This window comes from Kitasatospora cineracea, assembly GCF_003751605.1.
Taxonomy (GTDB): Bacteria; Actinomycetota; Actinomycetes; order Streptomycetales; family Streptomycetaceae; genus Kitasatospora; species Kitasatospora cineracea.
Genome location: NZ_RJVJ01000001.1, coordinates 4,005,014 through 4,017,765, shown reverse-complemented (window position 1 = coordinate 4,017,765; position 12,752 = coordinate 4,005,014). Strand labels below are relative to the sequence as shown.

Sequence of the window (12,752 nt, the reverse complement as noted above, 5' to 3'; positions counted from 1 at the left end):
CACGAGAGGACGGCACCGGCCATGGCCACCACCGTTCACCACCCCTCAGCCCTGGACGCGGGCGCGCTGCGGCAGGCGTTCGGGGCCTACCCCACCGGCGTGGTCGCCATCGGCGCGCTGCGCGACGGCGAACCGGTCGGCTTCGCGGCCAGTTCCTTCGTGTCGATCTCGCTGGAGCCGCCGATGGTCGCGGTCAGCGTGGCCCGCACCTCCACCACCTGGCCCCGGCTGGCCGAGGCCCCGGTGCTCGGCCTGAGCGTGCTCAGCCACGGCCAGGGCGCGCTGTGCCGCAAGCTCGCCTCCCGGGCGGGCGACCGGTTCGACGGCACGCCCTGGCAGGCGACGGCCGACGGCGCGGTGCTGATCCACGACGCCGCGCTGTGGCTGACCGCCCGGGTCGGCCCGGTGTACGACGGCGGGGACCACGAGATCGTCCTGCTGGAGCTGCTCTCGGCGGAGCTGTTCCCGGGCGTGGAGCCGCTGGTCTTCCACACCAGCCAGTTCCGCGAGCTCACCCCCCATGGCTGAGTTCCCGTCAACTCCTCTGGTCGGCACGGTCGTTCACGGCGCCGGCCGGGGGAAGGGCCTCGGCTTCCCCACCGCGAACCTCTCCCCCGCACCCGGCACGGCCGTCCCGCCGCCCGCGATCTACAGCGGCTGGCTGGCCCGCCCGGCGATCGGGGGCGTGCACCGGGCGACGATCAGCATCGGGACCAACCCGACGTTCGGCGACTCGTCCGAGGTGCACGTCGAGGTCCACTGCCACGACACCTCGGACGACCTGTACGGCGAACGCGTCGAGCTGTGGTTCGTCGCCCGGCTGCGCGACACCGAGAAGTTCGCCGACGTCGACGACCTGCTGCGCGCCGCCCGCGAGGACGTCCGCCGCTCGGACGCCCTGCTGGCCTCCGCACCCCGCCCCGCCACCCCCACCCCCTGAACCCGGTCGGCCCCGCCTCTCCCCCGCTTCCCGGCGGGGCCGACCGTCCCTCCGCACTCCCCGCCCCCTCCCCGCACGCACCCCCACCCCCACCCCCACCGCACCACCCCGCTCCGCAACGAACCCCCTCCGCACCCCCCGCACGCACCCCCACCCCCACCCCGTCACTGCGCCCGATGCCCGCGTGCCCCGGCCGACCCCTCCCCCCTCCACGGGTCGGCTGCCCCTCCCCCCACCACCTCGCTCCGCAACGAACCCCCTCCACACTCCCCGCACGCACCCCCACCCCCACCCCGTCACTGCGCCCGATGCCCGCGTGCCTGGCCGACCCCTCCCCCCCCTCCACGGGCCGGCCGCCCCTCCCCCACCACCTCGCTCCGTACGAACAAAGGTGTGAGTCATGAGCGCATTCCACTGGTTGAACGAGCAGTTCAGCTTCTTCGGCCTCCCCGTCTACTGGTCCGACTTCCTGGGCAACATCCTGGCGCTCGCCACCGTCTGGCTGGCCCTGCGCCGGTCGCTGGTGGCCTGGCCGGTGCAGATCCTCGGCTCGGTGTTCCTGCTGGTCGCCAGCCTGAACGTGCACCTCGGCGGCAACGCCGCCCGGCAGGTCGTGATCATCGTCTCGGCGTCCTGGGGCTGGGCGACCTGGAAGCGCAGCCGCGAGCAGGAGGGCGCCATCAATGTCCGCTGGGCGAACTGGGGCGAGCGCGCGGTGCTGATAGCCGCGATGGTGCTCGGCACGGTCGCGTTCGCCGCGGTGCTGAGGTGGCAGGACGCCTCGTTCTACCCCGGCGCGCCGATGTGGATGGTGAGCGCGGACGCCTGGATCTTCGTCGGCTCGATCCTCGCCATGTACAGCCAGGCCCGCCGCTACATCGAGTTCTGGTTCGTCTGGCTGGCGGTCGACCTGGTCGGCGTGCCGCTGGCGGTGCACTCGGAGCTGTACTTCTCCGGCATCGTGTACTCGATCTTCTTCGTCATGGTGGTGCTCGGCATCCGCGACTGGGCCTCGCGCAGCAAGCCGCAGGAGATTGCCTCCCCGCTGGAGCCCGCCGTCCTGGTCGAGGGCCGGGAGGAGACCACCCGCTGACGGCTCCCGCTGCCCGCGGGCCGTCCCCCGTCTCCCCGGGGGGCGGCCCGCGCCGGCGTGTCCGGGGCGGGCCCGCTTTCACGGCGGGGGCATCAGGCGCAGCAGGTCGGCGGCCAGGAGGGCCGGGTTGGCGGCGGCCAGGTGGGCGGTGGCGGGGTCGGCGAGCAGGGCGCGGATCCGGTCGAGCGGCAGGGCCGGGTGGGCGGCGGCCCGCTCGCGGGCCCGGCGGTCGCGCAGGCAGGCGGTCAGGGTCGGGCCGTCGGCGGCGGGGTGGCGGGCGACGGCCCGCAGGGTGGCGACGTTGTGCTCGGCGGTGACCAGGGCCCGCAGCAGGGCGGTCGTAGCGTCCGGGTTGGCGGCGATGCCGGGGCCGGCGGCGCGGCCGTGGCGCCGGTGCACGGCCCTCAACTGCCGTTCGTCCAGGCCGGGGTGGGGCGCGACGGCGTTGGCGACCTTGGCCGCCGGGTCGTCGGCGAGCCGGTCCCGGACGGACGGCGGCAGGTCGCGGCGCAGCGCGAGCAGGCGGCGCAGCTCGGGGTCCGCGGAGGCGGCGAGCCGCTCGGTCTCGGCGGGGTCGGCGGCGGCGATCCGGGGCGGCAGCATCGTCCCGAGCTTGAGGACGACGCCCTCCCCCGCCCGCTCCAGGACGTCCAACGGCACGGCCGGGTTGCCGACCACCGCCCGGCGCACCGACTCGTGCGGGACGGTGGCGAGCCGGCGGATCAGCCCCTCCCCGATCGCCGGGTTCCCGGCCAGCTCCTCGAGCACCCACAGCGCGGAGTCGGCGGCGAGTTGCGCGTACGCGTCCGGGTCGAGGCCGGGGTGCCCGGCGAGCCGGGCCCGCAGGAACGGGGACGCGTCGCCCAGGTGGCGCCGGGCGTCGGCCGCGGGCACGGCCGGGTGCGCGAGGGCCGCCGCCACGATCGTGTGCCGGGCGTACTGGTGGCTGCCGTCGCAGGCCGCCCCGCCCGGCAGGTCGCAGTCCGGGTCCGGGCAGTCCGGCGGGTGCGTCCACGGGACGGGGTGGCGTTCGCAGACCTCGCAACTCTCCAGCGGCGGACGGTCGTTCAGCAGGTCGGCGAGGACGGCGGGCGGGGCGGCCGGATTCCAGGCGACGGCCTGCCGGACGTGCTGCGAGGGGTGCGCGGCGAGAACGGCGAGGACGCCCGGGTCGGGCTGCGCCTCGGCGAGCTCCACCAGGACCTGCCGGTCCGCCCCGGCGAGCAGCCGCCGCGCGACTTCGACCGGCAGCCACTCGGTGGCGGCCAACTCGGGCCACAGCTCCCGCCGTTCGGCCAGCAGCTCCGCCCACCCGGCGGGTGCCCGCCCGGCCCGCAGCAGCGCCAGCGCGGCGATCGGCTGCCGCCGGGGGTCGACCCGCTCCACCGCCAGCCGCCCGGCCTCCACCAGGCGCCCGGCCACCGCGATCCCGCGCTCCGCCAGCACCTCGACCTGCCGGTCGGTCAGGTCCGCCCGCTCGACCAACTCCGCCGAGAGGTCCGGCTCGACCAGCCCGACCAGCCGCTCCACCGCCTCCCCCGGCAACGCCGGGTTCCCCGCCAGCCCCTCCCACACACGCCGCATCCCGCCATCCTCCCCACCCGCCCCCACCCCGGCCACCCATTTCCCCAGCCGGAGCCCCCGCCTCCCTCAACCCTGCCGCACGAGCACCACCCGTCCACCCACCCCAACGCCTCCGGATCCAACCCGAAGTACGTGTGGTCCGCCGGCACCCGCGCCCTCACCACCCCCACCTCCCCCGTCTCCCCCAGCGCTGCCGCGAGCCATTCCAGCCCTCTCCCTCACCCTCCCCCGAACAGCCCCTGCTGCCGCGCGATGTCCCGCACGAACACCACCCCGTCCACCCACCCCAACGCCTCCGGATCCAACCCGAAGTACGTGTGGTCCGCCGGCACCCGCGCCCTCACCGCCCCCACCTCCCCCGCCTCCCCCAGCGCTGCTGCGAGCAGTCCGGGGTCGAGGACGGTGCGCGGTTCCGGGAGGGTGGCGAGGAGACCTTCGAGGGTGTCGGGGGCCGGGTGGTCGTCGGGGGCGCGGTGGCCGAAGGTGGTGGCGAGGAAGGTGTAGCCGTCGCCGAGGCGGGACTCGAGGAGGGATCCGGCGCTCCACCACAGGAGTTGGCGGTCGCCGAGCGGGATGCGGCTGGCCTCGCGCTGCAGGTGCCGGTTGTGGGCGAAGGCGAGGGTCGGGCCACGGCGGGCCTCGCGGCGGAGGATCGCCTCGAGGTTGTCGGCGATCATCAAGTCGCGTTGCCGCATCAGGGAGTTGAGCCGGTCGGGCCCGTCCCCGGCGGTCGCCGCGTGGTAGCGGAGCAGTCCGGTGGCGGTGCGGGCGTCGAGTTCGGCCCGCCAGAGCGCGTCCGCGTCCGCGTCCGCGTGGAACTGTGGCCGGTGCGCGGCCAGCAGCAGCCCCAACTCGTCAGCGAGCAGCCGCAGTCGGTCGGCGTCCGCGGTGCGCCCCACCGAGCGGGCCGGGTCGAGTGCGGCGGCGGGTTCGGTCCAGCGGTCGTCCGGCCCGCACCGGCGCAGCAACTCCTCGCGTTCGGGCAGCAGTTCGGCCGGGAGCCGTTCGGCCAGGAAGTCGTGCAGCCGGATCAGCGCGGGGCCGGGTGCGGCGGCCCCGGTCATCTCCAGCGGCCCGTCCGCCCCGTAGAGCCTCAGCCGTTCCCCCTCTTCCGCTCCGGCGTTGAACTCCCGCATCCAGCGCACGAGTTCGCGGTTCCCGGCGTACTCCCCGAACCCGTGGCCGAACCCTTCCCGCACCACGGTGTCCAACTCGCCCGCCGCACCGCCGACGTACGCGTCGACGGCGAGGGCGGCCAGGCAGTCGCTCTCGACCGCGATCGAGCGGTAGCCGTGCGCGGTGACCAGGTGGCGGAAGAGCTCGTTGCGGAGGTCGAGGAACTCCTCGGCGCCGTGGGTGGGTTCGCCGAGGGCGAGCAGCCGGGTGCCGGCGGGGACGAGGTCGGTGAGGGCGGCGGCGGAGAAGGGGCGGGCGGCGGCCCTGAGCTGGGGAGTCACGACTTCCACCGTATCGTTGAAGCCACGGTGTAAACTTTTCCGCTCCCGGCCCGGGAATCGAGCAGAAAACCTTCAAACCCCATGTCCTTCCGCCCGATCGACCTCGCCCGCGAGCACGGCCTGTCCACCCAGGCGGTGCGCAACTACGAGCGGGCGGGCGTCCTGCCGCCCGCCGACCGTTCCGCCCACGGGTACCGGCGCTACGGCGAGCGCCACGCGGCGGCGCTGCGCGCCTTCCTCGCCCTGCTGCCGGGGCACGGCCACCCGGGCGCCACCGCGATCATGCAGGCCGTCAACGTGGGCGACCTGCCCGCGGCCCTGCGCCTGGTCGACGACGGCCACGCCCGGCTCGCCGAGGACCGCCGCACCCTGGACGCCGTCCGCACCGCCCTCGACCACCTCCCCGCCGACGACCCGCCCGCCGCTCCCGGCACCCACATCGGCCCGCTCGCCCACCGCCTCGGCCTGCGCCCGGCCACCCTCCGCGCGTGGGAACGCGCGGGCCTGGTCTCCCCGCCCCGGGACGCCCGCACCGGCTACCGCGTCTACCCTCCCGCCCAGGTCCGCGAGCTGCTGCTCGCCGAACAGCTCCGCCGCGGCGGCCACGGCCTGGCCCGCACCGCCGAGATCCTGCACCACCTGCGCTCCGCAGGCTCCCCGGAAGCCGTCCGCCCCACCCTGGCCGCCTGGCAGTCCCGCCTCACCGCCCGCGGCCGCGCCCTCCTCACGGGCGCGGCCGCCCTGCACGCCTACCTGGACCACCCGGCCCAACCCCCGCTCCAGCCAGAGACCTGAACTCCCCTACACAGCACCCCGGTTGGCCACCACACCGTTCGACATGGCGAGCGGCACCGCCGCCCCCGCGAACGCGTCGGCGTCAATGGTGAGCGGGTCGAGGGCGAAGGCGGTGAGGTCGGCGCGCAGCCCGGGGACGATCCGCCTGGCGTGCTCGAAACGGCACGCGACGGGGGCGGCAGCGAGGGGACGGCCCAGCAAGGCCCTGCTCGACCGCGAGCGGATCGCGGCGCGACGGCGCTCGCCCTGCGCCCGCCGCGATGCCACCCGGGAAGCGTGGGCCCGCTCCTGCCGGGCCGCGTTCGCCGCCCGCCCGCGCAGCGTCCTGCTGCTGACGAGCAGTCTGGCGTTCGCCCCCGAGGTGCTCGAACAGTACGAGCGCGCCGTCGCCCCGCTGCCCTGACACCCCGCCGGTCAAACTTGTCGTAAACCTACAAATCCACCGTGCGCGACTCGGTTCCGCTCGGCAGCCTTCCGCGCCCGTTCCCCTTGGCAGAGTGAGCCCTATCGGATCGTCCGGCCGAACGCCGGAGAGCCCGATCATTGTGCTGCCATCACAACGGGAGTATCGCCATGCGCACCGCCCACGACACCGTCGTCATCACCGGCCTGGGGGCCACCACCCCGCTCGGCGGCACCGCCCCCGCCACCTGGCAGGCCATGTGCGAAGGACGCAACGGCATCCGCGCCCTCGACCGCCCCTGGGCCGCCGACCTGCCGATCCGGATCGCCGGACAGCTCGCCGTCGAACCCGCCACCGTCCTCGACCGGATCGAGGCCCGCCGCCTGGACCGCAGCGAACAGCTCGCCCTGATCGCCGCCCGCGAGGCCTGGGCCGACGCCGGGCGCCCCGCCGTCGAGGGCGAACGGCTCGCCGTGGTCATCGGCACCGGCACCGGCGGCGCGGTCACCATGCTCGACCAGGACGACGTGCTGGAACGCTCCGGCGTCCGCAAGGTCTCCCCGCACACCGTCCCGATGCTGATGGCCAACGGCCCCGCCGCCTGGGTCTCCATCGACCTCGGCGCCAAGGCCGGCGCCCACACCCCCGTCAGCGCCTGCGCCTCCGGCGCGGAGGCCGTCGCCCTCGGCCTCGACCTGATCCGGCTCGGCCGCGCCGACGTCGTCGTGGCCGGCGGCACCGAAGCCTGCCTGCACCCCCTCCCGCTGGCCGGCTTCGCCCAGGCCCGCGCCCACTCGCTGCGCAACGACGACCCGGCCGGCGCCTCCCGTCCCTTCGACACCGGCCGCGACGGCTTCGTCATCGCCGAGGGCGCCGCGGTGCTCGTCCTCGAACGCGCCGACCTGCGCCCGGACGCCCGCCGCTACGCCACCCTGGCCGGCGCCGCCGTCACCTCCGACGCCCACCACATCACCGCCGGCCACCCCGACGGCCAGACCCGCGCCGTCCGCCGCGCCCTCGCCGACGCCGGCCTGCCCCCGGAGGCGATCGGCCTGGTCCACGCCCACGCCACCTCCACCCCCCTGGGCGACCTCACCGAGGCCGAGACCCTCACCCGCGTCTTCGGCCCCCACCGCCCCGCCGTCACCGCCACCAAGTCGATGACCGGCCACCTCTTCGGCGCCGCCGGCGCCCTCTCCGCCCTCGCCACCGCCTACGCCCTCCACCACCAGCACACCCCCGCCGTCCGCAACCTCACCGCCCCCGACCCCGACCTCCCGCTCGACCTGGTCACCACCGCCGGCCCGCTCCCCCACACCGCCGCCCTCACCAACGCCTTCGGCTTCGGCGGCCACAACGCCAGCCTGGTCCTCACCACCTGAGCCGCACCCCCTTCACTCCGCGGCCACCCGCCCACCCGCGTCCAGCGCCACCGCGAGCGCCGCCAACTCCCCCGCCCGCAGCACCCGCCCGGTCGGGGGCAGCGGCACGTGCAGCGCCTCCCGCCAGTCCCCGGGGATCGCCCCGGCCCCGTACACCGCCCCCGCCAGCCCGCCGGTGACGGCGGCCGTCGTGTCGGTGTCGCCCCCGAGGTCGATCACCGCCCGCAGCGCGCCGGGGAAGCTCCCGGTGCTCCGCAGCGCCCACACCGCCGAACCGAGGCAGGCCCACACCGCCCCGTTGCTCTCCGTCGCCGGCTCCGGCCGCCACCGCTCGTCCAGCACCCGCGCCCACCGCTCCCGGTGCTCGTCCCGCACCGCCGCCAGCGCCGCCGGAACGGCCGCCACCGGGTCGCCGCCGTCCAGCGCGACGCGCAGCAGTTCGTGCAGGATCGCGGTCCCCTCCCAGGCCGCGCCGTCACCGTGGGTGAGCGCGGTGATCCGGCGAGCCGCACCCATGGTCGCCGCGCGCCCCTGCGGGGCGAACCACACCGCGCCGGTGACGGCCCGCATCAGCGCGCCGTTCCCGGCGGCCCGGCCCTCGGTCCGGAAGTGGACGGCCGCGGCGAGGTCCCAGGGCAGGCCGCCGCCGAGCACGATCTCGGTCTGGATGCCGATGTCCTTGGGGTCGCCCGCCGCCCAGCTCCGGAAGCGTTCGAACATCTCCGGCAGGTCGAGTCCGCCGGCCGCCAGCAGCGACTCGCCGAGGTGGACGGCCAGCTGGGTGTCGTCGGTGGCCTCCCCGGGCTCCCACCCGCCGCCCCCGCACATCGCGGCCCCGCCGGGGAACCGCGCCCCGAACATCCCGGCCGGCCCGAACTCGAAGGGCGCCCCGAGCGCGTCCCCCACCGCCGAGCCGAGCACCGCCCCGACCACCCGCTCCCGCCGTCCCGGCACGTCGGCCTCACTCTCCGTAGCGTTCTCGCCCTCCGCTAGCCTGGTGGGCACGATGAACTGTTTCACCACCGCCTGGGGCGAGTTCGAGCTGGCCCGTTTCCCGGAGGACCCGCGCGAGCAGCTGCGCGCCTGGGACGCCGCCGACGAGTACCTGCTGCGCGACCTGCACGAGGAGGCGGTGCCGCTGGACGGGGCCGTCACCGTGCTCGGCGACCGCTGGGGCGCCCTGTCGACCGCGCTGGCGGCGAAGGCCCCCGGCCTCACCGCCGTCACCGACTCCTACCTGGCCTCCCGGGCGATCGCCGCGAACCTCGCCCGCAACGGCCTGGACCCGGCCGCGGTGACGGTCCGCAGCACCCAGGACGCCGCGCCGCCGCGGATCGACGTGCTGCTGGTGCGCGTCCCGAAGAGCCTGGCGCTGCTGGAGGACCAGCTGCACCGCCTCGCCCCGGCCGTGCACCCGGGCACCCGGGTGCTGGGCACCGGCATGGTCACCGAGATCCACACCTCCACCCTGAACCTGTTCGAGCGGATCCTCGGCCCGACCCGCACCTCCCTCGCCGTCCGCAAGGCCCGCCTGATCCGCACCACCCCGGACCCGGACCTGGCCCGCCCCGCCAACCCGTGGCCGCTGCGCTACCGGCTCCCGGAGGGCATCGGCGTCCTGTCGGGCCGTCAGGTCGCCAACCAGGCCGGCGTGTTCTGCGCGGACCGCCTCGACATCGGCACCCGGTTCTTCCTCGAACACCTGCCCGCCCCGACCGGCGCCGCCCGCCGGATCGTCGACCTGGGCTGCGGCAACGGCATCGTCGGCACCGCCGCCGCGCTCGCCGACCCGGACGCCGAACTGCTCTTCGTCGACGAGTCGTTCCAGGCCGCGGCCTCCGCCGAGGAGACCTTCCGCACCAACCTGGGCCCGGACCGCCCCGCCGGGTTCCTGGTCGGCGACGCCCTCGCCGACCTCCCGGACGCCTCCGCCGACCTGGTGCTGCTGAACCCGCCCTTCCACTCCCACCAGGCCACCACCGACACCATCGCCCGCCGCATGTTCACCGGCGCCCGCCGGGTCCTGCGCCCCGGCGGCGAACTCCGCGTGGTCGGCAACCGCCACCTCGGCCACCACCTCACCCTGCGCCGCCTGTTCGGCAACTGCCGCACCGTCGCGGGCAACCCGAAGTTCACCGTCCTGAGCACCACCCGCCGCTGACCCGGCCCCCGCCGCCCCGCCCGGTACCCTTCGCGGACGATCACCACAGGTGGGGACGAGCGATGACGGCGGTACGGACGGTCCCGGTCCGGGGCGGCGTGGAGTCACTGGTCTGGGACGGGGACGACCTGGTCGACCTGGTGGGCGGCGGCCGGCGCTGGGCCCCGGACGGAACGGAGCGGGACACCCCGGTCCGCTGGGGCTTCCCGTTCGACCGGGCGGCGCTCTCGCCGTCCGGACGGTACGCGGCGGTCTGGGCCGAGCGCGGCACGGTGCTCGCCGAGCGGCCCGAGGCCGAACTCCCGCAGAAGGACCTGTGCTTCGGCGTCACCCACGTCCCCTCCCCGATCGCCACCCTCAGCCCGGACGGCACCCGCCTCGCCGTCGCCCGCCCGGACGCCGTCGCCGTGATCGACCTGCCGCCCCACCCCTGACACCGCCCACCCCCGAGCCCGGCCGCCCCCGACCCCGTCCTCCCCTGGTGCACGCACCGTCCGCACCGTGCTCTAGGGTGAGCGCCGTTTCGCCGTGGAACCTCGCCGTGGACGCCCCCGCGGCCGAGCGCCACCGCACAGGGGAGGGCCCACGTCCATGGACGCCGCGCACCCCGTCCCGGGGGCCCAGGCCCCCGGGGCGGCACCGACCTGCTTCCGGCACCCCGGCCGGGAGTCGTACGTCCGCTGCACCCGCTGCGACCGCAACGCCTGCCCGGACTGCCGGCGCGAGGCGGCGGTCGGCTACCAGTGCGTGGAGTGCGTCAAGTCCGGGCACCAGGGCGCCCGCCAGGCCCGGACGGCGTTCGGCGGCCGGATCACCGCCCGCCCGTACGCGACCGTCGCGCTGATCGCGCTGAACGTGGCCGCGTACCTGGTCGAGCTGGTCCGGCCGGAGACCCTCGACCGGTTCGGGGTGCTCGGCTCGGGCGTGCTGGCCCCGCCCGCGGACTACGACCCCGTCACGTACGTGCCGCACCTGTCGGGCATCGCGCACGGCGAGTGGGAGCGGCTGCTCACCGGCGCGTTCCTGCACCTCGGGCCGACCACCTGGCCGATGGGGCATCCTGCACATCGTGTTCAACATGTACTGGCTGTGGAACCTGGGCCGGGTGGTCGAGGACCGGCTCGGCGTGCTGCGCTTCCTCGCGCTGTACCTGCTGTCCGCGCTGGGCTCCTCCGCGACGATCTACTGGCTCGCCCCGCACTCCCTGGCGGTGGGCGCCTCCGGCGCGGTCTTCGGCCTGGCCGGCGGGTACTGGGTGCTCAGCCGCCGCCAGGGCTACGACCCGCTCGGCGGCAACCAGATGATGATCACCCTGGTGCTGTGGATGGTCCTCTCCGCGGCTTCGCCTCCTGGCAGGGCCACCTGGGCGGCCTGCTCACCGGCCTGGCGGCCGGCGCCGCCCTCGGCTACGCGCCGCGGCAGCAGCGCGGACTCGTCCAGGCGATCAACCTGACGGCGGTGCTCGCCGTGGTCGCGGTGGTGATAGTGATCGCCACCGACCAGCTCGCGCCCATCTCCTGACGGACCGTCAGGAGATTCCCCGGCGACCTGTCCCCCTGTCAGCCCACCTCCCGGCAGGCCGCACCGAGCAGCGCCGCCGCCTCGCGCAGCCGCTGCTCGGCCAGGCCCGCGTACCCGAGCGCGACGGCCGCCCCGCCCGGGGCCAGCCGGCCGGGCCCGACCGGTGCGATCCGCACCCCGCGCCGCAGCGCCGCCCCGGCCAGCTCCCGCTCGTCCACGCCCGCGGCAGGTCCGCGTACAGGTGCAGCCCGGCGGCGACGCCGCGCAGCCCGGCCTGCGGGAGGTGTTCGCGCAGCGCGCCGACCAGGGCGTCCCGGCGGGCCCGGTAGCGGGGGCGGACGGCGCGCAGGTGGCGGTCGTAGCCGCCGCTCTCCAGCAGGGCGGCGAAGGCGAGTTGGTCGACCGCGCCGGTGCCGAGGTCGGCGTACTGCTTGGCCTGCCGGAAGTCCTCGGCCAGCCAGCCGGGCAGCACCGCCCAGCCCAGCCGCAGCCCTGGTGCCAGGGTCTTGCTGAGCGAGCCCAGGTACACCGTCCGCTCGGGCGCCAACCCCTGGACGGCCCCCAGCGGTTCGCGGTCGTAGCGGAACTCGGCGTCGTAGTCGTCCTCCACCACCAGCCCGCCCGCCCGCGCCCAGCCGGCGAGTTCGGTCCGGCGACGGGCCGACAGCGCGACCCCGGTCGGGTACTGGTGGGCCGGGGTGACCAGCACCGCGTCCGCCCCGCTCGCCGCCAACTCCCGTACCACCAGGCCCTCCTGGTCGACCGGGACGCCGACCGGCTCGACCCCGTGGGCGCGCAGCAGGCCCAGCGTGCCGGGCGATCCCGGGTCCTCCACCGCGATCCGCCGCCGCCCGTGCCGGGCCAGCAGCCCGACCAGCAGCGCCAGCCCCTGCCCCACCCCGCTGATGACCGCGACCCGCTCCGGCCCCGCCGCCACCGCCCGCACCCGGCCCAGGTACGCCGCCAACTCACCGCGCAGCTGCGGCAGTCCGGCCGGATCGCCGTACCCCAGGTCCCGGTTCGCGGCCCCCTGCAGGGCCCGCCGCACCGCCCCCGCCCAGGCCGCCCGCGGGAACGCCCCCAGGTCGGGCGTCCCCGGCTTCAGGTCGTACCGCGGCTCGGCCGCCGGCACCCGCACCGCCTCCCCCGGCCGCTCCACCGCCACCCCCTCCGCGACCCTGGTCCCCGACCCCTGCCGCCCCACCAGGTAGCCCTCGGCGGCCAGTTGCTCGTACGCCTCGACCACCACCCCGCGCGAGACCCCCAGCTCCGCCGCCAGCACCCGGCTCGCCGGCAACCGCGCCCCACCCGCCAGCCGCCCCTCGCGCACCGCCGCCCGCAGCGACCGCACCAGCCGCCCGGCCAGTTCCCCGCCCCCCGGCTCCCACGCGATCAACAGCTCCCGCACCCCGACCA

12 protein-coding genes and 1 pseudogene are annotated in these 12,752 nt (G+C 76.3%); 9 read left to right on the top strand and 4 right to left on the bottom strand.

Going from position 1 to position 12,752, the window contains the following annotated elements; genetic code table 11:
* Positions 1–21: 21 nt before the first annotated feature.
* The 3 genes from EDD39_RS18240 (at position 22) to EDD39_RS18230 (ending at position 2,033) form a co-directional block, all read left to right on the top strand.
* Positions 22–528, top strand: coding sequence for a flavin reductase family protein (locus tag EDD39_RS18240; RefSeq protein WP_123557368.1), 507 nt, complete (start codon positions 22–24; stop codon positions 526–528).
* Entirely contained in the window at positions 521–940 is a 420-nt protein-coding gene (locus EDD39_RS18235) for a riboflavin kinase (RefSeq protein ID WP_123557366.1), read from the top strand. Before EDD39_RS18240 ends, EDD39_RS18235 begins: the two co-directional genes overlap by 8 nt.
* A gap of 400 nt (positions 941–1,340) precedes the next feature.
* Positions 1,341–2,033, top strand: coding sequence for a nicotinamide mononucleotide transporter family protein (locus tag EDD39_RS18230; protein ID WP_123557364.1), 693 nt, complete (start codon positions 1,341–1,343; stop codon positions 2,031–2,033).
* A 78-nt stretch (positions 2,034–2,111) separates the two neighbouring features.
* Here the strand turns inward: EDD39_RS18230 and EDD39_RS39640 are convergent, their stop codons facing one another.
* Both EDD39_RS39640 and EDD39_RS18220 read right to left on the bottom strand, forming a co-directional pair.
* A complete protein-coding gene (locus tag EDD39_RS39640) occupies positions 2,112–3,617 on the bottom strand; it encodes a hypothetical protein (protein WP_162870054.1) in 1,506 nt (501 codons plus the stop codon).
* A gap of 218 nt (positions 3,618–3,835) precedes the next feature.
* Positions 3,836–5,074, bottom strand: coding sequence for an erythromycin esterase family protein (locus tag EDD39_RS18220; RefSeq protein ID WP_123557362.1), 1,239 nt, complete (start codon positions 5,072–5,074; stop codon positions 3,836–3,838).
* 81 nt (positions 5,075–5,155) lie between these two features.
* Between EDD39_RS18220 and EDD39_RS18215 the strand changes: the two genes are divergently transcribed.
* The 3 genes from EDD39_RS18215 (at position 5,156) to EDD39_RS18205 (ending at position 7,654) form a co-directional block, all read left to right on the top strand.
* Positions 5,156–5,869: a MerR family transcriptional regulator gene (locus EDD39_RS18215; protein WP_123557360.1), complete on the top strand. Its 714-nt coding sequence runs from the start codon at positions 5,156–5,158 to the stop codon at positions 5,867–5,869.
* Positions 5,870–5,891: 22 nt separating this feature from the next.
* Positions 5,892–6,272 carry a hypothetical protein gene (locus EDD39_RS39635; protein WP_162870053.1) on the top strand — a complete coding sequence of 127 codons (381 nt, stop codon included), beginning with the start codon at positions 5,892–5,894 and terminating at the stop codon, positions 6,270–6,272.
* 170 nt (positions 6,273–6,442) lie between these two features.
* Complete coding sequence (locus EDD39_RS18205; protein ID WP_123557356.1) at positions 6,443–7,654, top strand: beta-ketoacyl-[acyl-carrier-protein] synthase family protein; 1,212 nt, start codon at positions 6,443–6,445, stop codon at positions 7,652–7,654.
* A 12-nt stretch (positions 7,655–7,666) separates the two neighbouring features.
* On the opposite strand, the gene EDD39_RS18200 is transcribed toward EDD39_RS18205, so the two are convergent.
* The gene (locus EDD39_RS18200) at positions 7,667–8,608 is read right to left on the bottom strand and encodes an ADP-ribosylglycohydrolase family protein (RefSeq protein WP_244256780.1); all 942 of its coding nucleotides are present in this window, start codon (positions 8,606–8,608) and stop codon (positions 7,667–7,669) included.
* 52 nt (positions 8,609–8,660) lie between these two features.
* On the opposite strand from EDD39_RS18200, the gene EDD39_RS18195 reads away from it, so the two are divergent.
* The 3 genes and pseudogenes from EDD39_RS18195 (at position 8,661) to EDD39_RS18185 (ending at position 11,336) form a co-directional block, all read left to right on the top strand.
* On the top strand, positions 8,661–9,815 hold the full coding sequence (locus EDD39_RS18195) for a methyltransferase (protein WP_123557354.1): 1,155 nt from the start codon (positions 8,661–8,663) through the stop codon (positions 9,813–9,815).
* Positions 9,816–9,877: 62 nt separating this feature from the next.
* On the top strand, positions 9,878–10,249 hold the full coding sequence (locus EDD39_RS18190) for a hypothetical protein (protein ID WP_123557351.1): 372 nt from the start codon (positions 9,878–9,880) through the stop codon (positions 10,247–10,249).
* 157 nt (positions 10,250–10,406) lie between these two features.
* A pseudogene (locus EDD39_RS18185) lies at positions 10,407–11,336 on the top strand (rhomboid family intramembrane serine protease).
* A gap of 7 nt (positions 11,337–11,343) precedes the next feature.
* Here the strand turns inward: EDD39_RS18185 and pdxR are convergent.
* Positions 11,344–12,744, bottom strand: a complete 1,401-nt coding sequence (gene pdxR, locus EDD39_RS18180; RefSeq protein WP_244256779.1) for a MocR-like pyridoxine biosynthesis transcription factor PdxR — start codon at positions 12,742–12,744, stop codon at positions 11,344–11,346.
* Between the last annotated feature and the right edge of the window lie 8 nt (positions 12,745–12,752).

Bases quoted from the DNA above. Each gene is read 5' to 3' on its own strand.
- EDD39_RS18240 (WP_123557368.1), top strand. From the start codon at position 22: ATGGCCACCACCGTTCACCACCCCTCAGCCCTGGACGCGGGCGCGCTG.
- EDD39_RS18190 (WP_123557351.1), top strand. From the start codon at position 9,878: ATGACGGCGGTACGGACGGTCCCGGTCCGGGGCGGCGTGGAGTCACTG.
- EDD39_RS18230 (WP_123557364.1), top strand. From the start codon at position 1,341: ATGAGCGCATTCCACTGGTTGAACGAGCAGTTCAGCTTCTTCGGCCTC.
- EDD39_RS39640 (WP_162870054.1), bottom strand. From the start codon at position 3,617: ATGCGGCGTGTGTGGGAGGGGCTGGCGGGGAACCCGGCGTTGCCGGGG.
- EDD39_RS18205 (WP_123557356.1), top strand. From the start codon at position 6,443: ATGCGCACCGCCCACGACACCGTCGTCATCACCGGCCTGGGGGCCACC.
- EDD39_RS18215 (WP_123557360.1), top strand. From the start codon at position 5,156: ATGTCCTTCCGCCCGATCGACCTCGCCCGCGAGCACGGCCTGTCCACC.
- EDD39_RS18235 (WP_123557366.1), top strand. From the start codon at position 521: ATGGCTGAGTTCCCGTCAACTCCTCTGGTCGGCACGGTCGTTCACGGC.
- EDD39_RS18195 (WP_123557354.1), top strand. From the start codon at position 8,661: ATGAACTGTTTCACCACCGCCTGGGGCGAGTTCGAGCTGGCCCGTTTC.